The sequence below is a fragment of the Leeuwenhoekiella sp. CH_XMU1409-2 genome (assembly GCF_037029365.1).
GTDB lineage: Bacteria > Bacteroidota > Bacteroidia > Flavobacteriales > Flavobacteriaceae > Leeuwenhoekiella > Leeuwenhoekiella blandensis.
The window spans coordinates 61711-86185 of sequence record NZ_JAYMEI010000002.1 but is presented as its reverse complement, the minus strand read 5'-3'; the positions used below and the strand labels follow the sequence as shown (position 1 = coordinate 86185).

Here is a 24475-nt window from a genome sequence, read left to right as displayed (position 1 = left end):
TGTGACCCTCATCGCTGTTTTTATAGTCCTGTATGTGCTGCTCATTCTAGCTCATATTTACGGGTTTTTAATACTGAAAGGAGCATCTACGCGCTCTGAAAACTCAGCACACACCCATTTTTCTGTTTTGATTCCCTTTAGAAATGAAGCAGAAAATCTACCGCGATTGCTTCATTCGATTGAGCAGTTGTACTATCCTAAAACGCATTTTGAAGTACTTCTCATAGATGACGAATCAAGTGATGCTTCGGTTCAAATCATTGAGGCATTTCGACAGCACACACAGCTTCAACTGCGCATTATTGAAAATAGACGGGAATCTGCTTCCCCTAAAAAAGATGCTTTAAATGCAGGTATTAAAACCGCAAGCTATGAATGGATCGTCACCACCGATGCCGACTGTGCTGTTCCTGAAAATTGGCTGCATTGTTTTGATCAGAAAATACATAAGGAGCAACCGCTCTTTATCGCAGGACCCGTGAGTTTTTTTTCGCAACAAGGCTTGTTACACCGATTTCAGCAACTGGACTTTTTAAGTTTACAAGGAGCAACTCTGGGTAGTTTTGGTCTTAAACAAGCTTTTATGTGTAACGGCGCCAACCTCGCTTTTGCTAAAACTGAGTTTTTAGAACTAAAGGGATATGCTCAAAACGATCATTTGGCAAGTGGTGATGATGTTTTTTTATTACAGAAATTTCTCAAAGCATATCCCGATCGTGTCGGTTATTTAAAACAAAAAGAGGCGTTGATTTTTACACAGGCGCAACCCAGCTGGAAAAATTTATTCAATCAACGCAAACGCTGGGCAGCAAAAGCATCTGCGTACACCTCCTATTTTGCACTCATCACTGCATTTTTGGTGTTTTTTGGGAATCTCAGTACGATCCTCAGTGGTTTTTATTTGGCTGAATTAGGCTGGCTCATTGTATTAAAACTAGCAGTTGACTTTGTACTGATCTATCTTACGGCGCGTCTTTTTAACCAGACCGGCACGCTGAAAAATTATGTTTGGGTCGCACTGCTCTATCCTTTTATCACGGTATATATAGCACTCACCAGCCAATTAAAATCTTTTGAGTGGAAAGGAAGAAGCTTTAAAAAATGATCAATCAACTTTCACGATCACCGGCATTTTAAAGGCCGTTTTTACAGGAATACCGCGCTTGTTAGCCGCAGAAATTTGAGGTAAAGAATCAAGACTATCTTTTAACCAACGTTCTAATTCGGGTAGCTGAACAGCAATGGTGTCGGGAATTTCGGTTCTGTCGATGCTGAGATCTCCCAGCTCGGTAATACTCAAATACAACCAGATCGTATCATTCAATTCAGATTCTACGATAATGGTTTTGTTTGAAAGTTGCCTTTGAAAATTGAGCGCCAATTCGGTTTTAAAACATTGATAGCGCGCCTCTTGAGCTTCAATACTATCGCAGGTAGCAAACGAAGGATACTCATCAACTTCGTTCATATTGATCGCTTTGAGCTCTTCTTCTGCCAAAACCTCTGAAGACACTTTTTTGGTCTCAAGGTCTTTACAGCCTGTTAAGCAAAGGGCAAACGCCAAAAGAACTGAAAATCTGAACATTTAGTAACTCAAAATCTTTAACAAAGATGTAAAATCGCACCGAATAAAACTACACATTAGTCAATTTAAAAGCGATAACCCAAGCTAAATTCTACGCCTTCAGCTTTTGCTCCGTGGGCTTTTACGGTTACAGCCGCAAAAATATCCTCGGTAAAATAACGCTTTAAACCCAGTCGGTTATACAATCGGTTTTCAAATTCATAGGGATAATAAATATAATACCCCAAATGCGAGACAAAAGCGATCTTATTAAAGCGCAACTCGTGCCCAATAAATAGCCCGACACGCTTCCAATCTTCATCGCCACGTACACCCAACTCCGGGAAAGAAGCTGCCTGAAGTTTGATCAATTCTTTAAAGAAATAAGCGAAAAACACATCTGTACCGGCGACCAGCGTACTCTTATGATTGATGCGTTTATCTGCAAATGCTGAAACCACGAAAAACGGAAACTGTCCTTGCCCTACGATATCACTTTCATTAGCACCGCCGCGTAAAACTAGATTATAATGAATCGGCTCGGTGAATTTAGTACGTTCACCCTCGGGAATATAATCAGGAAAATTCTCATAATCCAAGTTGTAGTTTACTCCAACATTAAAAGCAAACGTATTGGTACTGTTGTTAGGCGCGCGCAAGTTTGCATTACTGTAGTGAATGATCGTAAACCCTGTATTTAAACCAAAACCCTTGTATAAATTCTGTTTATTATATTGAAGTGCTATGTAGGTCGAACTTAACAACTTGGTCCCATATGCGTTGTTGATGTAGTTGGTTTCGGGATCATACGGACTACCGGCAATTGCTACACCCTGACCAATTCTGAAATATGCGTTTCGGTTTAAAAAGTAGAAATTAAAGTGGCCGTAGAAGCTTATATTCTCGCCTAAATATTCATTGTGCATATCTTGATAGGCCATAGAGAATCCCCAGTCGGGATAATTATAGCGACGCTCCCACTCATTGAATCCGTAGGTCTTTCGGTTATAACTTAAGATAAAACCTGTTGGATGCCCAGTAATAAGGTGATTGATATCAGGGTTGTGCTCGAGTATGCTTCCGTAGAAAAAAGAAGCGTCAAGTGAGACTGGTTTTTGTTCTTTAGCAAATTCTATCTCTTGCGCATTTAAGCTGAAGGTAAACGTCAATAAGGCAAGAAAAAGAAATCTCATAAGCGGTTTAATCTTCAAAAATTAATCTACCCGTATAGCGTTCTTCAACATCTACAACCGGTGGACGATTTACTGCAATCACATCACCGGTTCCCGTGATGACTCCGGTTAAACTTTGCTGCGGATTAATGATCATTTTGTTAGGTGCTCGATGGTAAATATCAATATTCTGAACCACAAAATCCCGACCCTCAAAACGTGGGTTCTCATTTTGAAAACCTAAATCCATATTCTCGGCTTCGCCGGTAATATAAAAAACACTTTTACCATTGGCATCTACACGAAGGTTTTCGGTGTCAAGATCCAAGTGAAATTCACCATTTTTACGCAAAATCACATCGATACCAATAGAAGTATTGCTCACCAAATACAGTTCAGGAAATACCAAGGTCCCGTCGCTGTAAATTTCTCTTGAAGAGTTATGACGGATTTCTGTAAGGTTGGGCACCGTTACAAAAACCTCAAAATTCCCGTACTCACGCACGAGATTACAGCGGTTGTCGTTACGCAACACAAGCACGCCATTTTGAACTTCGATCAAGGCCTCATTGACCAGGTTTTTCCCGGTGCGCAGGACAACTTTATGCTCTTCTCCTTGTTTAATGTGAACGATAACTTCTGCTTCTGCTCTAAGCCTAGTGAAATTTGGCACCTCGTATTCGACCTCTACGATCTCTCCAGAAGTCTGAAAGCAATCCTCTGCATTTTCTGAATTACAAGAGACAAGCACTAGAAAAAGTGCAATAACTATTCTTTGCATGTATACAACAACTTTTGATAGCAAATTACGGCAAAAAGAAGCAGAACCCGCAATTATATTGTCGCGCTAAAAATAAATTCACAATTCAAGATTCCTTTTTAGCAGATTTATTGAAATTTGGCGGTGTAAATTTTTTAAATGCTAACAAAAAAATTCTACTTCGTCTTAGGTTTGATTTTTATCTTGATGCTGTGCGGCATCAGTCAAGGCGGACTTACAGAAAGCAGTGAAGCCCGCTATGCAGAAATTGGTCGGGAAATGGCGCTGAGCAACGATTTTCTTCACCCGCGTATGCTGGGCATCGGGCATTACCACAAACCCCCGGTCACTTATGCGATTACTGCTTTAGGCTATAAACTCTTTGGTTATAACGAATTTGGAGCCCGCTTTTTTCTGGCTGTAGCTTTAATTATTCAGCTACTGCTGGTCTATAAAATGGGTAAATTATGGTTTGACGATCGCAAAACCGGCATCTATGCTGCGCTCATTTATTTCACCTTCCCAATCGCACTAGCCAGTGTGCTAAACCTCACTACAGACGCCTTTCTCAACACCTTTATTCTATCAAGTATTTATTGCTTTTTATACGCAAAACTTAAAAAGAATACCTCTTTCTTATACTTGGGTTATGTATTGCTAGGAATTGCTTTTTTGGTCAAAGGTCCTGTTGCTTTTTTACCAGTAGCCTTATTTATGATTTGCTATAAAATCATCAATAAAGAGCCTGTCAAACCTTCAAAGCATACCGTCTTAGGCATTGTTTTATTGCTGTTGATTTCAGCGTCGTGGTTTATCGCTATTGTTTTAGAAAAACCCAATCTACTTGATCATTTTATTGAAGATCAAATCATAAAACGCAGTGTTGACGCTTCTCAATTTAAACGCAGCAAACCACTGTGGTACTATCTTGTTTTTGCGCCATTGCTTTGCCTTCCGTGGACCGTGCCCTTTGTTTATGTGCTTATTGCTAAACGAAACCATTTAAAATTCACACTACAACTAAAAGTTTTGGGCTTTACGTGTTTGGCCATTTTGGTGGTATTCTCTCTGTTCTCGTCAAAACTCATTTTTTACATTTTGCCATTATATCCCTTGCTCGCATTGTTCTTTGCAGGCATTTACAGGCAACTGTTAGAAAAGGAAAAAGGCTATTTTATACTCACCTATAAAGTAGGCTTTGGAATTTTAACCGGGATGGCAATCGCTTTGCTTTGCATTCCCGCATTTGAATACAAAATTTGGTTAAGCATACTTGCGCTAGCCGTAATAGGAAGTTATTTCTACTGGTGGAATTTTAAAGCCAATGCTTCAAAAAGCACACGCCTTTTTGGGTTAAGCACAGGAGCAACGTGTATTTTGTTACTCTTGTATTTCAGCTTTGCTCCTCAGAATGAATTGCTGATGCGCAGCTTTAAGCCTCAATTTTCTTTTATAAAAGAACAACGTAAAGATCTGAAAGAGTATAAGGTGATCGTTTATGATTACCGATTACCTTCTGCTGAATTTTACTTGGGAGACCGCATCATTACAGTAAGCAATACCAATTACGAATCTTTACGCGACACACGTTTTGAAAAAGATTCAAGCTGGACCAGATCGTATATTGATCTGAGAAATCCTAAAAATTACCCGAAATTCGAAGCTCTTTTAAAAGATCCTAACAATATTATCATAACTAAAGATCGAAGACCCATCCCAGATAGTTTAGATCATCTAACCAAGAAATTTAAGGTTGAAGAATTTGGTGATTGGCGTGTACACTATTAAAGTCTTACACCTATACCAAATTCAACAGCTTCAGCTTTTGCTCCGTGGGATTTCAAGGTAATGGCTCCAAAAATATTCTTGGTAAAACGGCGTTTTAAACCACCTCTAAAATAAACGCGTCCTTCAAAATCATAGTCGTAATATGCATAATACCCAAACTGGGTCACAAAGGAGTTTTTATTGAAGTGTAACTCATGCCCTACAAACAGCCCGGCACGCTTCCAATCTTCATCTCCTGTGGTACCGTATTGATTTGCAAAAGCAATAGACTCATACTCGATCTGATCTTTTAAAAACGGACTCAAAAAGAAATCGGCTCCTACTTGTAAACTGCTTTTATGCGTAATGCGCTTATCTAAAAATGAAGAAAGCACCAAGAAAGCTCTGCGCCCCAATCCTATATAATCGCTCTCATTAGCACCAGACCGCACTACAAAATTCCACTTGATAGGTTCGGTATAACGGCTTTTCACTTTTGGAATATACTCTGGAAACTCCTCATCATCCAGCTGATAGTTCAACCCTAAATTGAAGGTAAACGAATTGGTACTTGCATTAGGAGCCCGCACATTCGCGTTAGAATAATGCACCAACGTAATACCTGTTTGCAAGCCAATACGATCAATAATATTAGGCTGCGTGTAATTGACCATTACATAGGTCGAACTCAACAATGTTGAGCCATAAGCATTATTCCTAAAGTTATCGTCAATATCAAAAGGCTTAGTCGTGAAGGCAACACCTTGCGCAATACGCACCATCAAATGCCGATTTAACGCATAGAAATTAAAATGCCCGTAAAGTCCGTAATTTTCTCCCAGATACGGGTTCTTTTGATCTTGAGACACAAATGAAAATCCGTAATCAGGATAATTGTAACGCGCTTCCCAATCGTTGAATCCGTAGGTTCTTCGGTTGTAGGATAAAATAAAACCCGTGGGATGCCCAGTAATCAAATGCGAGATATCTTTATTATGCTCGAGAATGGTTCCGTACGTATAATTAAGATCAAAACTGTAGGGTTTTACTTCTTCCTGGCCATATACCGAAACAAAACACAAAAAGGCAACAAAAAACGTATACTTCATTCTCTAAAAGATATCCCGCAAATGTATCAAATATTATGAGTAATGTACTTAAAACAATTCTGAAGCGATCGCTTTAACATTATCGCTTTTCCCCATAGAATAATAATGCAGTACCGGCGCGCCGCCTTCCATCAACTCTTTTGATTGCTGAATTGCCCATTCTACCCCCACCTGACGAACATCTGCATTGGTTTTACACGCTTCTACCGAATCGATCAAATCCTGCGGTAGGTCTATTTTAAACACCTGCGGAAGCAATTGTAAATGACGTTTTACCGCAATAGGCTTAATCCCTGGAATAATTGGAATATCGATTCCTTCTGCACGTACAAGGTCTACAAATTCAAAATACTTTTTATTGTCAAAAAACATTTGAGTCACCACATAATCTGCGCCGGCTTCAACCTTTTGTTTCAGGCGTTTCAGATCGGTTTTTAAAGAAGGAGCTTCCAAATGCTTTTCAGGATAACCGGCAACTCCGATACAAAAATCAGAACAATCTGAAGTTTCAACCATCCCGTTCAAGTAACGCCCTTTATTCATTTCTGCAACTTGCTCCACCAAACCCAAAGCATACTCGTGACCGCCAGGTGTAGGCTTAAAATATTGCTCTTCGCGCATCGCATCGCCACGTAACGCCATCAGGTTGTGAATGCCCAAATAATGACAATCAACCAGCATATATTCGGTTTCCTCTTTCGTAAAACCACCACATAGCACGTGAGGCACGGTATCTACATTGTATTTATGCTTTATAGAGGCGCAAATACCAATAGTTCCCGGGCGCATACGCGTTACCTTCTTATCAAGAAGACCGTCTTTCTCGATATACACAAACTCCTCGCGCGAAGTAGTAACATCAATAAACGGAGGTTTAAACTCCATCAACGGATCTATATTATTATAAAGCTCTTGAATACTTTTTCCTTTTTTAGGCGGGATCAATTCAAAAGAAAATAAGGTCTTTCCGTTTGCGTTTTTTATGTGATCTGTAATTTTCATAATCTGATACCATGAAGGTTCTATCTAGAGAACCATTTAGGTTTTTATTTTGATTGGTTGTTTTCTTTTATTGGTCAGAAATGTTGGGATTGAGCCATTTTTCTGCAAGTCGCGTTTCTATATTTTTACGCTTTGCAAAATCGGTAACTTGATCCATTTTAATTTTTCCTAATCCGAAATAACGCGCCTGCGGATTCGCAAAATAATATCCACTTACCGAAGCTGCAGGCCACATCGCGAGACTTTCGGTAAGTTCTACCCCGATGTTTTCTTTTACCTTAAGAACATCCCAAATAGTCAATTTCTCTAGGTGGTCTGGACACGCGGGATAACCCGGCGCAGGGCGAATTCCTTTGTATTCTTCTTTGATCAACGCATCATTACTCAAGCTTTCCTCACTGGCATAACCCCAGTGTTCTTTACGCACGCGTTCGTGCAGATATTCAGCAAAGGCTTCAGCAAAACGATCGGCCAGTGCTTTTACCATAATGCTGTTATAATCATCGTGATCTGCTTCATACTTTTCAGCCAATTCTTGTGTTCCAAAACCGGCAGTAACACAAAAACAGCCCATATAATCCTGCTTTCCGCTTTCTTTAGGCGCGATGAAATCTGAAAGTGCAATATTGGGTTTTCCGGATGCCTTTTTACTTTGTTGTCTCAAGGTTCTGAAGATGAATTTTTCTTCGTTCTCACCTCCGCCCGAAGTGACAATCTCGATATCGTCGTCGTTAACCGTATTGGCAGGGAACAGTCCAAAGATCGCTTTAGCTTTCAGCAATTTTTCGTCTAAAATCTTTTTCAAGATAACTTTAGCATCTGCAAACAATTCCTTTGCTTGAGCCCCCACTACTTCATCCTCAAGTATATCAGGATATTTTCCGTGCAAATCCCAACTGCGGAAAAACGGCGACCAATCTATATAATCAACAAGTTTTTCAAGATCAAATTCTTCAATTACCTGAACTCCTAATTCGTTGGGTTTAACTGCTTCAAAAGTATCCCAATCTAACTTCCACTTATTTTCTCGTGCTTGCTCAATGGAAAGAAACTCGCGCTTTTTCCCACGGGTCAAGAAGCGCTCTCTAAACAAGGCATATTCTTCTTTAATCCCGGCTTTGTATTGTACCGAAGAATCCGGATTGAGCAAATCACCCACCACCGTTACTGCTCGCGAAGCATCATTTACATGAACTACAGACTCCGGATATTCCGGATCGATCTTAACAGCGGTATGCGCTTTACTTGTGGTCGCACCACCAATGAGTAAGGGCACTTTAAAATCTTGACGTTTCATCTCTTTTGCGAGGAAAACCATCTCATCAAGCGAAGGAGTGATCAAGCCACTTAAGCCTATGATATCGACATTTTTCTCTTTTGCAGTAGCTATGATCTTTTCCGGCGGAACCATAACTCCAAGGTCTATGATCTCATAGTTGTTACACGCCAAAACCACGCTTACTATGTTTTTACCTATATCGTGCACATCGCCCTTAACAGTCGCCATCAACACAAGATTAGACTTCTCTTTTTCTGAAGCCGGTGGCGGATTTTTCAACTTCTCTTCTTCGATATACGGAAGCAAATACGCCACCGCTTTTTTCATCACACGCGCCGATTTTACCACCTGCGGAAGGAACATTTTTCCATCTCCAAAAAGATCACCCACGACGTTCATACCGGTCATTAAGTGTCCCTCGATCACATGTAATGGTTTTTCTGAAGCCAAACGCGCCTCTTCTACATCTTCAAGAATATACGCGTCAATCCCTTTTACCAGAGCCCGCGTGATACGATCTTGCAAAGGCTCTTCACGCCAAGAGAGGTCAACCGTTTTTTCTTTGGCCGTTCCCTTTACGCTTTCGGCAAAATCAAGAAGACGCTCTGTTGCATCGTCACGACGGTCGAGGATCACGTCTTCAACGTGCTCTAAAAGATCTTTTGGGATATCGTCATAAACCTCAAGCATTGTTGGGTTCACAATACCAATATTCATCCCGGCTTTAATCGCGTGATACAAAAACACCGAGTGCATCGCCTCGCGCACCACATTATTCCCTCTAAAACTGAAAGATACATTACTCACACCACCGCTTACATGGGCGTACGGAAGATTTTCTTTCACCCATTTTGTAGCTCTAATAAAGTCTAAAGCATTAAGGCGGTGCTCTTCCATACCGGTGGCGACCGGGAAAATATTCAAGTCAAAAATGATATCTTCAGGCGGAAAACCTACCTGATCTACGAGAATATCATAACTGCGTTTTACAATCTCAATACGGCGCTCGTAATTATCGGCCTGACCAACTTCGTCAAAAGCCATAACGATCACGGCAGCTCCGTAGCGTTTAATCTTTTTAGCGTGGTCTATAAATTCGGCTTCCCCTTCTTTTAAACTGATCGAATTCACAACACACTTGCCTTGCACGACTTGCAGCCCCGCTTCGATAATCTCCCATTTTGAACTATCGATCATAATAGGCACTCGGGAAATATCTGGCTCTGCAGCGATAAGATTTAGGAACGTGACCATCGCCTTCTTTCCGTCAATAAGTCCGTCGTCCATATTGATATCAATGATCTGCGCGCCACCTTCAACCTGATCGCGAGCGATGTCGAGTGCTTCATCAAATTTTTCTTCATTGATGAGTCTCAAAAATTTACGAGATCCTGCAACGTTGGTTCGTTCACCAACATTTACAAAATTACTTTCAGGCGTGATCACCAGTGGTTCGAGTCCACTAAGTTTCAAAGGCCTGAAGTCTGTAATAGAAGAGGTTTCTTTTAAACCGGTTTCCATAATCAAAAATCTATAAAGCTGCTTCGGTTTTCTTTAATTCTGGCAAAGGTCGGGGAGCATAGCCCTCAACCAACTTGGCAATAGCGTGTATATGCTCTGGAGTGGTCCCACAGCAACCGCCTACAATATTTATCAATTGCTTATCGAGATACGTTTTAATCTGAGCTGCCATCTCATCTGCAGTCTCATCATATTCCCCAAAAGCATTAGGTAAGCCCGCATTAGGATAAGCCGACACTGCAAAATTTGATTTACCAGAAACCACTTCTAAATACGGCGTTAATTGCTTTGCACCAAGCGCACAATTGAAGCCTACAGAAAGTAAAGGCATATGCTCTACCGAGATGAGGAAAGCTTCAGCCGTTTGTCCTGAGAGTGTACGCCCGGAAGCATCGGTAATTGTGCCGCTCACCATCACCGGAATTTCAATATTGCGCTCTTCTTTGATCTCTTCGATCGCAAATAATGCAGCTTTAGCATTCAAGGTATCAAAAATAGTTTCTACCAAAAGTAAATCTACACCACCGTCAAGCAGCGCTTTAGCCTGTTGCTTGTATGCTGTGCGCAGCTCATCAAAAGAAATCGCTCTAAAACCGGGATCGTTTACATCTGGCGACATACTTGCCGTCTTATTGGTAGGCCCCATCGCTCCGGCAACAAATCGTGGTTTCTCGGGTTCTTTTTCGGTGAATTCTTGAGCGACTTTTTTGGCGATTTTTGCAGACTCATAATTAAGCTCGTAGACATAATCCTCCATCCCATAATCGGCCATGGCGATTGTGGTTCCACTAAAGGTATTGGTCTCAACAATATCGGCTCCAGCTTCAAAATAATTGGCATGCACTTCTGCAATAGCCTCAGGCTGAGTGATACTCAACATATCATTATTACCTTGAACCGGAGAGGACCAGTCTTTAAACTTTTCCCCTCTAAAGTCTTCCTCTGTAAATTTATACCGCTGAAGCATAGTGCCCATGGCTCCGTCCAGGACCAAAATACGTTTTCTAAGTTCGTCGTGTATCGTCGTTTTCATAATCAAACTTCTCAAATATTCAACATCACAAATGTCACCCAAATAATCAGGGCAATTGGCAAAATTAAGCTATTAAGAAAGTAAAAGAGAAGTCTCTGTGACTTGTTTTGTTATCTATCTCATTTAATTAGAGTAGAACGTAGCACCTTCTCCAGGCGGAGGGTTGCTAAGGCTTCACAGGGTCTAATCCCTCTGCCTTTCTTGATAACTGCATTAAAAAATGAACTGCGTTGCAAATATTGTAAAACAAGAGGAGAAAATACAACTTTTGGAGCACGAATATTTTCCCTGAGAAAAACAGGAGCAGGTAAAACGATTTTTTTGATTACGTGCTTTTTTTACACTTTTACAAAGGAAAAATACAAGTAGCTGTTTTTCAAACATATATTAACGAAACTTTAAGTCACACATCTTAACAGAAAATTGTTAATTTGTACCTTCCTAAATTGAACACATGAATAACACCTCTACTTCAAAAGCTAAACGCTTTAAAATTGTAAATTACGAAGACGCAACTCCTGAAGTGCAAGCGATTTACGACGACACAAAACGCACCTTACAAATCCCGTTTGTTTTGAATTGGATTAAATGCCAAGGTTCAAATGCAACACTACTTAGCGGAAATTGGAATAAACTCAAATCGACTTTGATGATGGGTAATGTTCCTAACGTTTTAAAACAACTCATCATTTACAATGTTTCAAAAGAGCGAAACTGCGAATATTGCGCGCAAGCTCACGGGATCTTTGCAGATAGCATGAGCGCTATGATTAGTGACAATCCTAACTTTAGAGTTACCGAAAATCTCGATAGCCCAATTATCCCAGAAAGTTACAGAACCGCAATTAGTGTGGTGTCTAAAGCTGCTTTAAACTCAAGTCAAATTACCGAAGAAGATTTTGATCTTCTTGAAAAGGCAGGTTTTGATGAAGAGGAAATACAAGAGCTTATGGCACAAGCAGATTTAGTTAATATGCTTAATACGCTGGCTGACATATCGGGTATCAAGTTAGATAACGAACTTATGGAGGCTCAGGCCTAAGCAAAAAGGCTGTGAATCTTTCTAGTGCTAAGTATAGAATAACCTACGAGGCTTTCTCTAAATTTTCTGGCAGTTTAGGCAAGGCAGAAACTCTGGAAGATCTAGGAAAAACCATCAACCGACATCTGAAGTACTTATTTAATTTTAAGGCTTTCAGGATAATGCTGGTACACGATGGTGAGCTTAACGGGTACACTTTCACTAAGGGTAAATACACTCAGCACACTCTTGCAAAAGATCTTGCACCGCACGAGCTCAAATTATTAGCAAATCAAATTCCGTTTGTAGAAGATTTAAAAACCAAAGACCTGCCGGAATACCTTGCTCATTTATCTCTAAATCAGGGTAAACTTTGGGGCTGGTTTTCCAACTACGGCAAGTATCAGGTTTGCACCTCAATAATCTCTGATGATGATGAAGTTTTTGATCATAGTGATGCTGAAATTTTACATCTTCTTATAGATAGTGTTGGTTCAAAATACAGACAGATTTACTTAAGCCAAAAACTGATAGAAAACAACAATGATCTTGAACGATTGGTTGCAGAAATAGAATTGAAGAACAAAGAAATCGAAGGAATAAACAGCAATCAACAAAACCTCATAGAATTGCGCACTCGAGAGTTACATTCAAAAAACAAAAAACTTTTTGAACTATCTCACTTAAATGCGCACGACTTAAGAGAACCGCTTAGCAGAGTATTAGGCCTTGTAGAAATTACTTCAGACCTGTCTGACACCGATATACGGGAGGCCATTCTACCTCAAATCAAAGAATCTGCAGAGCAGCTTGATGAAGTTATTAAAAGAGTCGTAAGACAAAGCGAAGCAGAAATCAATTCAAACATCGATTTAAAAGCATGAACCTTAAGCCAATCAAAGTAATGCTTGTAGATGACCAGAAGATGGCTAACTTCATCACTAGAAAGCTGATTGAAGTAACAGGTTTTTCTACTGAAGTAGTTGATTATACAATTCCTCAAAAAGCGCTTTTAGATTTAAGCAACACCAACCCAGATTTGATCTTTTTAGACCTAAACATGCCAGAAGTTAATGGATGGCAATTTCTTGAAGTTTTGACTGAAAAGCAAAATCAAACTCAAGTGGTTATCGTCACCTCAAGTACGAGCATACACGACAAAGAAAAGGCTCAGAAGTATGCTCAGGTAATCGACTTTCTTGAAAAGCCATTGACCAAGAACACCATTCTGAGCCTTAAATCTAAACTAGACCTCGCGGGCTAGTCTATAGCTTGTATAACTGCTTTTTCAGCTTCTTTTCTCGAACCATCAAAACCGTCAATACCACTTACGGTGGTATACTTCATTACATAACGTTTACCAGGATTGATGATTTTATAGGCTGATTGACACATCATTGTTGCTTCGTGAAAACCGCATAGAATCAATTTCAATTTGCCCGGATAGGTATTAACATCTCCTATTGCAAAAACTCCCGGAATATTGGTTTGATAATCTAATGTGTTATCTACTTTGATCGCATTTTTCTCAATTTCCAATCCCCAATTTGCAATAGGACCAAGTTTAGGAGAAAGACCGAATAATGGAATAAATGCATCTGCTTCTACCGAAAACTGCTCTTCATTCTTCTCGATCACAACCTCTTTAAGCTCATCAACACCTCCAAGACCCACAACTTCTGCTGGAGTGATCAAATTAATTTTACCCAGCATTTTTAATTCACGAACTTTTTCAACGGAATCAAGTGCGCCTCTAAATTCATTTCTACGATGTACAAGAGTTACTTCTTTTGCAATATTGGCCAAGTAAATACTCCAATCTAATGCAGAATCTCCTCCACCCGCGATCACTACTTTTTTGTTGCGATACACTTCAGGATCTTTGATCATATAGGCTACACCTTTATCTTCAAACTCGTGAATATTAGGTATAACAGGCTTACGGGGTTCAAAACTTCCTAGACCTCCTGCAATTGCAACTACCGGCGCCTGGTGCTGTGTACCTTTATTGGTAGTTACAATAAAACTTCCGTCTTCTTGTTTCTCTATAGTTTCAGCACGTTCCCCTAAGGTAAATCCTGGCTGAAATTGTTTTCCTTGTTCTAAAAGATTATCTACTAATTCGCCAGCGCCCACTTCAGGAAAACCAGGAATATCATAAATAGGTTTTTTAGGATAGATTTCTGCTAACTGACCTCCAGGCTGCGCCAACGCATCAATAATGTGGCATTTCAGCTTTAATAAACCAGCTTCAAAAACTGTGAATAAACCGGTAGGTCCTGCTCCAATAATGAGTATGTCTGTCTTTATCATCTTCTTTATTCTTTGAGCCGAAGCTCATCATTCAACTTTAGCTTTATTTTTTGGAAATCAATCCTTTTGTAAATTCGTTTAGGGTTTCAACCTTTTCTTCAAAATCCCCTTTTATTGTTTTTCTGTACTCATTCAAATTCTGAACAAGATCATCTATATTTTCTGGTATTACCTCTTCAAAAAACTGTCGTAAGCGCTTTGCCGTAGTAGGCGACTTTCCGTTAGTCGAGATCGCGATCTTCACATTACCTTTAGTCACAATTCCACCCATATAAAAGTCACAAAGTTCAGGTACATCTGCTATATTGCACAACAAATATCGCTTGCGCGCAGCTCTATACACGCGCTGATTTACAGCAGGACTATCTGTAGTGGCAATCACGATGTGTCGCTTTTTAAGCATTGAACGGGTAAAGCGCTTCTTGGTGATTTTCACGTTAAACTTACGTGCCATTTCTAAAGTCTCTTCTCTAAAGAACGGCGCTACCATTTCTACAACTGCGTCAGGACTTGATTTTGTAAGAAAGGTAAGTTTCTCCAAAGCCACATTCCCTCCGCCTACAATAAGAACTTGTAGGTTACGCACTTTTAAAAATACAGGGTAAAGTGTGTTTGTTTCGGCTGCCATTTTAAGCGTTTTGTGCGATTTCTAACTGCAAATTAAGCAATTGCTCACGATGTTTTACCACTTCTCCTATCACAATAATTGATGGGTTAGTAAGTTTTAACTCTTGAACTACAGTTTCAATCGTATCTACAGTACCTACACCAATACGCTCTTTTGAAGTGGTGCCATCTTGTATGATGGCTACAGGAGTATCTTTTTTTCCGCTTTCGCGAAAAAGTGCTGTAATCTCCGCAAGCTTACTCATTCCCATAAGGATCACCACTGTTGCTGAAGACTGCGCCGCCAGCTTGATGTCATTCGAAATCTTATGCGCTTTTGTAGTACCTGTGATCACCCAAAAACTCTCTGAACTTCCACGCTTTGTAAGCGGAATATTTTGATATGCAGGAACTGCCAAAGAAGAAGAAATTCCCGGTACCACTGCCACTTCAAGACCAGCAGCTGCTGCGACTTGCATCTCTTCGGCACCACGACCAAAAATAAATGGATCTCCTCCTTTTAAACGCACTACGTGACCGTGACTTTTAGCGCGGGCAATAATCAAATCGTTGATTTGCTCTTGCTGATAGGCATAGCAGCCTTTGCGCTTTCCAACGAAGATCAATTCTGCATTGGTCGCGTATTCTAATAATTCCGGATTTACTAAAGCGTCATACAAGACCACATCTGCGCTTTCTAAAGCACGAATGCCTTTTAAGGTAAACAGCTCTACATCTCCGGGTCCCGCTCCTACTACTGTTAATTTTGGATTATTAATTGGCATCTGCTAATTGTTTTTTTCTGAAGGCATCTACACGCGTAAAAAAGGCATTCGCATCTGCTAAATACGCTTCTGCAAATTCTTGTGTAGGTTCATTGTTTTGAATTTGATACACTAAGTCGGCAAATGAAGTTTCCGTTTTAAGGGCTGCATCTTCACCAAAAGTTTTATCAAACTCTGCTATAATGTTGGCTTGTGTATTGGTCTTCACATTTTCTGAAAGCAAAATCGCTTTTGCGCCATTTACAAAACCTGCATAGGTATGATAAATACTATCTGCCCATTTCTGTTCTTCAAAAGCTTCGATAGCGCTACCAACTTTATCCTTTGCTTCAAGAAGTAAGGTTTGCACCAAATCAATCACGACTCCGGCACACTCACCAACGCCTACTTCCTGAATGTATTTCTCGTCATTCCCCCAGTCTACAAAGTCAGATTCTACTAGGTTATTAGTTTCAGAAAGTGGCTTTAGGAAATCATAAAAATAACGCTGTCCTTTTTCATCATAATAGCTTAGAAAGTCTAAATCTCCGGCATTTGCCTTGTAATCATCCAGAATTGCACGTAAGGCTTGTGGACCCCGTTTACTAGGTATTTTGATTACTTTATCGGCAAAACGCCCGTCGCCATTACCTAAAACACCACCGCCTAAAAGCACCTGAAGTGCGGGAGCTACTAATTTTTCTGGCGTACGAACCGACATCCCTTGAAAACCAATATGAGCCATATTATGCTGTCCACAGGCATTCATACACCCACTGATCTTTATGGTCACTTCTTTATTATTCAGGTATTCTGGATATTCTTCAACCAGAACATCTTCTAATTTATCTGCGATACCGGTACTACTTGCAATCCCTAAGTTACAGGTATCAGTACCGGGACACGCAGTAATATCTGTTGTTGTTTCATATCCCGGGCGGGCAAAACCTAGGTTGGCTAGTTGTGAGTAGAAAAATGGAATTGCCCCTTCCGGTATATGTCTTAGTAGAATATTTTGACGCAGCGTTAGACGCAATTCGTCTCCTCCGTATTTCTTGATCAAGCCTGCTAAAGCACGTGCTTTTTCCGTAGAAAAATCTCCTAAACGCACTTTAATTCCAATAGCATACAAGCCTTCTTGTTTTTGCTGAAATACGTTAGTTGACTTCCAAGCTTCAAAAGCTTTAGCATCTTCGATTTCAACTTGTGGCGCTTCGGTTACAGGCGCAGTAATTGGCTTTTCATATTCTGAAGTATCAATCTCATAGGTTTTATAAGAAAGTGCTTTTTTCTCTTCGTCCACCAAAGCCATAAATCCGTCAAGACCTAAATCTTTGATGAGGAATTTCATACGTGCCTTCAATCTACGATTACGTTCCCCGTGGCGATCAAACACACGCAAGACTCCTTCTATAGTTGGGATAAGCTCGTTCACCGGAAGAAAATCGGTCAACACATCGGCGTGACGCGGTTGCGAACCTAGACCACCACCCAGCATAACTTTGAAACCTTTTTCGCCATCTTTAATTTTTGGGATGAATCCTAAATCGTGAATGAAAGCCAATGCTGAATCATCATCTGTTGACGAAAAAGACATTTTAAACTTTCTACCCATTTCCTGACAAATAGGATTACGCAAGAAAAACTGAAATGTGGCGTGCGCATAAGGTGTCGCATCAAAAGCTTCATCTGGATGAATCCCGGCGTCTGGGCTCGCTGTAACGTTACGCACGGTATTTCCACAGGCTTCACGAAGGGTTACATCGCTTTTCTCTAACTCGGCCCATAACTCTGGAGTACGATCGAGACTCACATAGTGAATTTGAATATCCTGACGCGTGGTAATGTGCAATTTGCCTCGAGAATACTCATCTGAAACGTCTGCTATGCGCAGAAGCTGATCGCTGGTTACTTTACCATAAGGCAACTTGATACGTATCATTTGAACACCTTCCTGACGCTGACCGTAAACTCCACGTGCCAAACGTAGACTTCTAAAACGTTCCTCATCAACCTTCCCATCCTTAAAGAGTTTGATTTTTTTCTCAAGCTCGATAATGTCGCGTTCTACAACCGGATTCTCTATTTCTGTTCTGAAGCTTTGCATAGCTTTTATTTTTTAAAATTCTAATTCATTTTAATCCTATCGGAAAAATAGGATTTATAGATAAAAAATTATTTAAACTGTATACCACATTCCAAGTTTGACTTTGGTTTCGTTGGATCAAAGTAGATAAACTCATTGGGTAAATTAAATTGACTTAAATAACCTCTCAATTCTGTATCAGTCCAATAATAAAATGGACTAACTTTTAAAATCCCATCACTGGTAAGACTCAATATATCTAACGTATCCCGATAAGCGGTTTGACCTCTTCTAATGTTTGTAAACCAAACATCTGGATTGTGCTCGATCAACGCTCGTTTAAAAGGCTCTAGTTTCACATCATTTACAAAATTTTGAAAAGCCTCTCCAGATTCTGAGGGTAACTCATTTTCGCTATACCTTTTGCGTGGCTGATACCTTTTAAGATTAATGGGCAATGATTGTTCTATACGTTTAGCAAAATTTAAAGTTTGCTGTGTATTAAAACCTGTATCACACCAAATAAGAGGTATCCCATTCCTTTGTTTTGATACAGCGTGAATCAAACTTGCGGAGTATGGACCAAAATTACTTGTCAAAATAGGTCTTTTTGAACTACTCAAAATGAACCTAATAATATGTTCAGGACCTTTATCTCTTAGCATCTCATTATATTCATCTAAATGAGCTTTGATATATAAAAGTTGATCGTCAGTCATAATTTATTATTTAAATCCTATCGGAATACTAGGATTATAAAGCAAAAATATACTTACCATACTTCCTGACCAAATGTTTTCTTGGTTTTTTGAAATTTTTAAGTGATTTTCAGCATTTAAGCCAAATCTTCGGAATTACTTAGCAATAAGGTCGGCTAGCGTGTTTTTATTTAAAACCGCCAGATTACTGTCTCTTAATTGCACCATAAGACTGTGTACCGAACACGTCATTTCATCAGGGCAGTCATCACATTTTTCGTAGAAATTAAGGCTTACACAAGGCACCATAGAAACCGGCCCTTCAAGTATACGCATGACCTCAACCATCTTGATTTCTTCAGGTTGTCTGCGCAGATAGTAACCGCCACCTTTACCTTTTTTGCTACCTAAAAAACCGGCTTTTCGCAAGGTGAGCATAATACTCTCGAGAAATTTCTGAGAGATATTTTCGCTTTTGGCAATGGCTCCTATCTGCACAGGATCTTCCCCTTTTTGCTTTGCAACATAGGCAAGCGCCTTAAGACCGTATTTTGTTTTCTTAGATAACACGGGCTAAATGTATGCAAAAAGTTATAATTCTAAGCGTTCAATGCTTGGTCAAGGTCTGCAATCACATCTTCTACGTGTTCTAGACCAACCGAACAACGCACCAAACCATCTGTAATTCCAACTTCAAGCCTGTCTTCTTCTGCTAATTTACTGTGTGTTGTAGAGGCAGGATGTGTCACAATTGTACGTGTATCGCCTAAGTTTGCTGAAAGCGAACACATTTTTATCGCATTCAAAAACTTACGCCCGGCATCGATTCCACCTTTGACTTCAAAAGCAACGATGTTTCCTCCGTGACGCATTTGTTTTTTAGCAACTTCATATTGAGGATGTGATTTTAAAAATGGATATTTCACCAAATTCACTTTATCATGACCTTCTAAAAATTCAGCTACTTTTAATGCATTCTCACAGTGGCGATCTGCTCTCACGTGTAGTGTTTCCAAACTTTTTGAAAGTACCCAAGCGTTAAATGGAGACATCGCCGGTCCTGTATTACGTGCAAACAAATAAATTTCTCTGATCAAGTCGGCACGACCTACACTCACACCTCCAAGTACACGCCCTTGCCCATCGATCATTTTTGTAGCTGAATGGATCACAATATCTGCTCCAAATTTGATTGGTTGTTGCAAATACGGTGTCGCAAAACAGTTATCCACCACAAAAATAAGGGTGTGCTTCTTGGCAAGATTTCCTAAATGCTCAAGATCTAAAACATCACAACCAGGGTTTGTAGGCGATTCAACGTAAAGGATTTTGGTTTCCGGTTTAATTAAGCTTTCCACTTTATCTACCTCATCCACTTTAAAATACGAGGTCTCAATATTCCATTTTGGGAGAAATTTAGTGAATAACGCATGTGTAGACCCAAAAACCGAACGTGCTGAAACCACGTGATCTCCACTATTTAAAAGTGCCGCAAAGGTTGAAAAAACCGCTGCCATACCAGTCGCAAATGCATAACCGCTTTCAGCTCCTTCCATCTTGCAAATTTTGTCTACAAATTCGCTGGTGTTAGGATTGGTAAAACGGCTGTAAATATTACGCTCCTTTTCTTCTGTGAAGGAAGCACGCATATCTTCAGCATCTTCAAATACAAAACTTGAAGTCAAATAAAGTGGCACAGAATGCTCCAAAAATTCGCTTCGGTTCAATTGCGTACGTATCGCTTCGGTTTCAAAATGTTTACTCATTGCATTTAGATGTTAGACTTTAGACGATAGATTTGAGATGTACTTTTATGCTCAAATGCGTTGTTTAAAATCTGGAATTATTTTCTTAATTATTGAGAGGTTCAAAGCTGTATCGCTATCATACACTTCTTTCCTCTCTATTCTTATTTCTTTATTCTAAAATCTCAAGTCTTAGATCTCAGATCTATTCCACTTCTTCCCCGTTTAAAAACACTTTGTAAGTCACTTCAACACCTGCCTGGAGTGTGATAGAAACAGAACAGTATTTTTCAAAACTAAGTTGAGCTGCGCGTAAAGCTTTTGCCGGCGGAATATCCCCCTCAAGATACACATGTACTCGCATCGCACTAAACGGCTTTGCCTGACCTACCTCTTTTCGGTCTCCTTCAACCTCCACTTTATACGAGTCGATCTCGAGTTTTTGCTTTTTCAAAATCGAAATAATATCGATCGCACTGCAGCCGCCAACACCCATCAACAAAAGCTCCATAGGGCTGCTGCCTTTTACTTCATCTACAGTTTTGTTATCGATCATTACCGAGTTACCCGAAGCACCTTTAGCTTCAAACAAATAATCGTTGTTTTTACGTTCGAGTGTTACTTTCATCTTTTTATAATTTTTACTAACTATTTCGTTCTGCGAGTTTTAAAATATCTCCAAAAACCCCTCGTGCTGTAACTGCCGCACCGGCTCCGGCTCCTTGAATCACTAGCGGATTTTCGCCATAAGATTCAGTGTAAATCTCAAAAATACTGTCGCTGCCTTTTACCTGGCCTAAAGCGGAGTTTTTTGAAACGGTCACCAATTTTACTTCGAGCGCACCGCCGTCTTCCTGAGATAAATCACCGTAAAGGTCGCCAACATAACGCAGAACTTCGCCTTCTTTTAAGGCTTTTTTACGTGCTTCAAAAACCGGATCTAACTCTTTTAATCTTCCAAGGAAATCTGAAGCGGCACCTTCACGCAACGGCTCTGGAATTAAATTTTCGATCTGCACATCGCTAAATTCTTTATGCAAGTCCAGTTCCCGAGCTAAGATCAATAATTTACGCCCTACATCATTTCCGCCCAAATCTTCACGCGGATCAGGCTCTGTAAAGCCTTTGTCAATCGCTTCCTGAAGCACCTCTGAAAAAGATTTATCTTCCACAGAAAAGGTATTGAATAAATAACTTAACGAACCACTAAACACACCTTTAATACGCGTAATATTATCTCCGGAAAGATGCAACAACCTAATCGTGTCGATCAAAGGAAGTCCGGCACCTACGTTGGTTTCATACAAATAGCGCTTGTTATTTTCATCCAAAACCCGACGTAGTTTTTGGTAAAAATCAAACTCTACCGTATTGGCGATCTTGTTTGAAGAAACTAGATCAAAACCATTTTTGGCCAGATCAATATAATTTTTGATAAAAGTTGCACTCGCCGTATTATCGATCGCGATCAAGTTGGCCAGATGATTCGCTTTCGCGAAAGCGATAACTTCGTGAATACCGCCTTCTGAAGCTTGAGCATCAAAATCGGTTTTCCAGGATTCTGAAACGCCATCTTTATCAAACAAAATTTTCTTTGAATTGGCTACCGCAAAAATATTCAGCGCGATGCCTTTTCGGTCTTGAATCGCTGCTGCCGAAGCAACGATCTGGTCTATCAAAGTTCCGCCCACCAAGCCGTGACCGAAGATCGCAATATTGATCTTTTTAGCAATTCCAAAAATCTCACCGTGCACAACATTTAAAGCCTTAGTCAATTGCGGTTTGCGCACCACCACACTCACGTTTTTACCGGTCACCGTATTATTGAATAGCAACGGCACAATTCCGTTTTTGATGAGTTCGCTATACGGTTTGTGGAAACTGCTCAAATCCTGCCCAACGATCGAGATCACCGCAACTTCGTCTATGATTTCAATTCGGTTCACATCCTGATTCTGAAAATCGGCTTCAAACTCAAAACGCAAAGCGGAAATTGCCAATTGCGCTTGTTTTGCTTCAACCACAAGACCAATGCCTCGCTCAGAAGACCCTTGTGCGATAATGCTCACACTCACACCGCTGTTTCCAAGAGCTCTAAAAATACGCGCATCGACACCCACTTTTCCAAGGAGTCCGCGTCCTTCCAGGTTGATCAATGCCATTTCGCTTAAAACAGAAAGCGATTTAATTCCTTCTTTTTCTTCTTGAGCGGTGATCAAAGTTCCGCTGTCATCAGCATTGAACGTATTTAAAATACGTAGCGGAATATTCTTTTCAATTAGCGGAATAATCGTCTTCGCATGCAATACCGAAGTACCAAAATTTGCGAGTTCGTTTGCCTCACTATACGTCAATCGTTCGATCTTCTGCGCTCCCGGAACCAAGTCTGGATTTGCTGTGAAAATCCCATCAACGTGCGTGTAATTTTGAAGTTCGCCGGCATCTAAATAATTAGCAAGCAAAGAAGCGGTATAATTGCTTCCGTTACGGCCCAACGTGGTGGTTTGATTATTATCATCACTAGCGATAAAACCGGTTACAATATTTACCGTATCGCCGTTATATTTAGTGAAGTGTTTTACCACTTGCTCTTTAGAAAGCTTGTCGTTAGGCTGCGCATTACCAAAAACGCCGTTGGTTTTTATAAGCTTACGCGAATCTGTAAACTGCGCTTTTATACCAGCTTTTTGCAATAAATGCGTCACTGTTTTTACCGAGATCAACTCCCCAAAAGACAGCACCTCATCTTTCACTTTTTTACTGTAATCGCCTAAAAGTGCGACGCCATCAAAAAGACGTTGCAGTTCTGAAAATTCTTCAGAAAGGTCAACATCAAAATCACTTTGTTGATACGACTTGAATGCTTCGATCTGATGTTTATACGCTTGTCCTGAAGCTGCTGCTTCGAGAATTGCTTCTAATTCATCGGTAGCGCCACCACGCGCAGAAAGCACAGCAGCGATATGTTCGCCGTTGGCTACTTTCGATTTAATAATATTTAAAACCGTGTCTAGACCTTTTCCGTTTGCGAGAGATTTTCCACCGAATTTCAAGATCTTCAGCTTTGCCGTATCTTCTCTAAACACCGGATACAACAGCTGCTCGAGTTGCTCAAATTCGATCAAAAAAGCATCGTGACCGTGCACCGAATGAATCTCGCCATAGGTCACATTGTTTTTATGTTGCGCCAGTTGCTTGTAGGTTTCTCTGTTTTCCGCAGGCGTAAAAAACAAATCAGAATCCACACCAATGATGTGAATATTAGCCTCAACTGTACTCAGAATTTCATTGAAGCCTTCACGACCACGCGTCACATCAATCGTCTTTAAAAGCTGATTCATCAACTTATAAGCAGAAACTTGAAAGCGATCTTTCAGTTTATGGCCGTGATGATCCAACCAACTCTCAACATTAAAAATATTGAGATCTTCATTGGTGCTGCGCTGAAATTTATTCTTAAACGATTCCGGCGTGCGGTAACATAGCATCGCGTGCATACGCGCATCGTGAACTGGCTGTGAGGAATTATTCAATATTTGTTCTTGAATCTGGCAGTTTGCAATAAGCCAATCTGTAGATTTCCAATCGGAAGCCACAGGAATAAAATGCGCGGTGATTGCCGGCTGAAGCGTAAGCATTTCCCAACCAATTCCGCCTCCCAGGGAACCGCCAATAATTGCAAAAAGTGATTCGACCTCAAGAAGCTCTAATCCTTTCAAGAAAGCGCGTGCAACATCTTGCGCAACAAATTCTTTATAGTTTTCGATCAAAAAACCATCATAACCATTGCCGGGAATGTTGAAGGAAAGTATGCTGTATTTACGCGTGTCAATACACTTATCATCGCCTATGATCTCATTCCACCAGCCGTCTGGACCGCTTACGTGAGAATTACCCGTTAGCGCATGATTCACTAGAATTACGGGAGCTTCACCCAATTGCTGACCAAAGGTCTCATAGCTCAATGATAAATCCAATTGATAGCCCGATTGGGTTGTAAAATTTTCTATTTTCAGTTTTTGTAACATAATAATC

The 24475-nt window shown here is 40.3% G+C and carries 21 protein-coding genes and 1 riboswitch; of the genes, 5 read left to right on the top strand and 16 right to left on the bottom strand.

The annotated features are described in order from the left end of the window. Position 1: 1 nt before the first annotated feature. Positions 2–1105, top strand: coding sequence for a glycosyltransferase family 2 protein (locus WA338_RS02110; RefSeq protein WP_336091816.1), 1104 nt, complete (start codon positions 2–4; stop codon positions 1103–1105). Here WA338_RS02110 and WA338_RS02105 read toward each other — a convergent pair whose 3' ends face one another. The 3 genes from WA338_RS02105 to WA338_RS02095 form a co-directional block, all read right to left on the bottom strand. Next, positions 1106–1585 (bottom strand): hypothetical protein, encoded by a 480-nt coding sequence (locus WA338_RS02105; RefSeq protein WP_009778821.1) that lies wholly within the window; start codon positions 1583–1585, stop codon positions 1106–1108. A gap of 65 nt (positions 1586–1650) precedes the next feature. Next, on the bottom strand, positions 1651–2757 hold the full coding sequence (locus WA338_RS02100) for an acyloxyacyl hydrolase (RefSeq protein ID WP_040532525.1): 1107 nt from the start codon (positions 2755–2757) through the stop codon (positions 1651–1653). Positions 2758–2764: 7 nt separating this feature from the next. Further along, a complete protein-coding gene (locus WA338_RS02095) occupies positions 2765–3517 on the bottom strand; it encodes a head GIN domain-containing protein (protein ID WP_272985445.1) in 753 nt (250 codons plus the stop codon). Between the two features lie 138 nt (positions 3518–3655). Between WA338_RS02095 and WA338_RS02090 the strand changes: the two genes are divergently transcribed. Further along, on the top strand, positions 3656–5284 hold the full coding sequence (locus WA338_RS02090; protein ID WP_040532523.1) for an ArnT family glycosyltransferase: 1629 nt from the start codon (positions 3656–3658) through the stop codon (positions 5282–5284). Here the strand turns inward: WA338_RS02090 and WA338_RS02085 are convergent. The 4 genes from WA338_RS02085 to WA338_RS02070 form a co-directional block, all read right to left on the bottom strand. Beyond that, positions 5281–6372 carry an acyloxyacyl hydrolase gene (locus WA338_RS02085; protein WP_009778817.1) on the bottom strand — a complete coding sequence of 364 codons (1092 nt, stop codon included), beginning with the start codon at positions 6370–6372 and terminating at the stop codon, positions 5281–5283. The genes WA338_RS02090 and WA338_RS02085 overlap by 4 nt on opposite strands. 48 nt (positions 6373–6420) lie before the next feature. Next, positions 6421–7374, bottom strand: coding sequence for a methylenetetrahydrofolate reductase [NAD(P)H] (gene metF / locus WA338_RS02080; RefSeq protein ID WP_009778816.1), 954 nt, complete (start codon positions 7372–7374; stop codon positions 6421–6423). Between the two features lie 67 nt (positions 7375–7441). Continuing rightward, complete coding sequence (gene metH, locus WA338_RS02075) at positions 7442–10174, bottom strand: methionine synthase (RefSeq protein WP_009778815.1); 2733 nt, start codon at positions 10172–10174, stop codon at positions 7442–7444. A gap of 10 nt (positions 10175–10184) precedes the next feature. Then, entirely contained in the window at positions 10185–11207 is a 1023-nt protein-coding gene (locus WA338_RS02070) for a homocysteine S-methyltransferase family protein (RefSeq protein WP_050759312.1), read from the bottom strand. Between the two features lie 107 nt (positions 11208–11314). Next, positions 11315–11418, bottom strand: a riboswitch (SAM riboswitch). 243 nt (positions 11419–11661) lie between these two features. Between WA338_RS02070 and WA338_RS02065 the strand changes: the two genes are divergently transcribed. Genes WA338_RS02065 through WA338_RS02055 form a run of 3 tightly spaced genes read left to right on the top strand, consistent with a single transcriptional unit; the run spans position 11662 to position 13492 of the window. Further along, complete coding sequence (locus tag WA338_RS02065; RefSeq protein ID WP_009778813.1) at positions 11662–12249, top strand: carboxymuconolactone decarboxylase family protein; 588 nt, start codon at positions 11662–11664, stop codon at positions 12247–12249. Between the two features lie 11 nt (positions 12250–12260). Continuing rightward, positions 12261–13112 carry a histidine kinase dimerization/phospho-acceptor domain-containing protein gene (locus WA338_RS02060; protein ID WP_336091804.1) on the top strand — a complete coding sequence of 284 codons (852 nt, stop codon included), beginning with the start codon at positions 12261–12263 and terminating at the stop codon, positions 13110–13112. After that, the gene (locus tag WA338_RS02055; protein ID WP_336091802.1) at positions 13109–13492 is read left to right on the top strand and encodes a response regulator; all 384 of its coding nucleotides are present in this window, start codon (positions 13109–13111) and stop codon (positions 13490–13492) included. Before WA338_RS02060 ends, WA338_RS02055 begins: the two co-directional genes overlap by 4 nt. Here the strand turns inward: WA338_RS02055 and WA338_RS02050 are convergent. The 9 genes from WA338_RS02050 to thrA form a co-directional block, all read right to left on the bottom strand. Beyond that, the gene (locus tag WA338_RS02050; RefSeq protein ID WP_336091799.1) at positions 13489–14541 is read right to left on the bottom strand and encodes an NAD(P)/FAD-dependent oxidoreductase; all 1053 of its coding nucleotides are present in this window, start codon (positions 14539–14541) and stop codon (positions 13489–13491) included. The genes WA338_RS02055 and WA338_RS02050 overlap by 4 nt on opposite strands. Before the next feature lie 43 nt (positions 14542–14584). Further along, positions 14585–15169: a precorrin-2 dehydrogenase/sirohydrochlorin ferrochelatase family protein gene (locus WA338_RS02045; protein ID WP_336091797.1), complete on the bottom strand. Its 585-nt coding sequence runs from the start codon at positions 15167–15169 to the stop codon at positions 14585–14587. A gap of 1 nt (position 15170) precedes the next feature. Then, positions 15171–15932, bottom strand: a complete 762-nt coding sequence (cobA, locus tag WA338_RS02040) for a uroporphyrinogen-III C-methyltransferase (protein ID WP_009778808.1) — start codon at positions 15930–15932, stop codon at positions 15171–15173. Continuing rightward, positions 15922–18018: a nitrite/sulfite reductase gene (locus WA338_RS02035; protein WP_336091794.1), complete on the bottom strand. Its 2097-nt coding sequence runs from the start codon at positions 18016–18018 to the stop codon at positions 15922–15924. Before WA338_RS02035 ends, cobA begins: the two co-directional genes overlap by 11 nt. 68 nt (positions 18019–18086) lie before the next feature. Next, positions 18087–18716, bottom strand: a complete 630-nt coding sequence (locus WA338_RS02030; protein ID WP_336091792.1) for a phosphoadenosine phosphosulfate reductase domain-containing protein — start codon at positions 18714–18716, stop codon at positions 18087–18089. Positions 18717–18851: 135 nt separating this feature from the next. Next, positions 18852–19265 (bottom strand): RrF2 family transcriptional regulator, encoded by a 414-nt coding sequence (locus tag WA338_RS02025; protein WP_336091790.1) that lies wholly within the window; start codon positions 19263–19265, stop codon positions 18852–18854. Positions 19266–19294: 29 nt separating this feature from the next. Further along, positions 19295–20461, bottom strand: a complete 1167-nt coding sequence (locus tag WA338_RS02020) for a trans-sulfuration enzyme family protein (protein WP_336091788.1) — start codon at positions 20459–20461, stop codon at positions 19295–19297. A gap of 184 nt (positions 20462–20645) precedes the next feature. Continuing rightward, positions 20646–21068, bottom strand: a complete 423-nt coding sequence (locus WA338_RS02015) for an OsmC family protein (RefSeq protein WP_009778803.1) — start codon at positions 21066–21068, stop codon at positions 20646–20648. A 16-nt stretch (positions 21069–21084) separates the two neighbouring features. Continuing rightward, positions 21085–24468 carry a bifunctional aspartate kinase/homoserine dehydrogenase I gene (gene thrA / locus WA338_RS02010; RefSeq protein WP_336091787.1) on the bottom strand — a complete coding sequence of 1128 codons (3384 nt, stop codon included), beginning with the start codon at positions 24466–24468 and terminating at the stop codon, positions 21085–21087. Between the last annotated feature and the right edge of the window lie 7 nt (positions 24469–24475).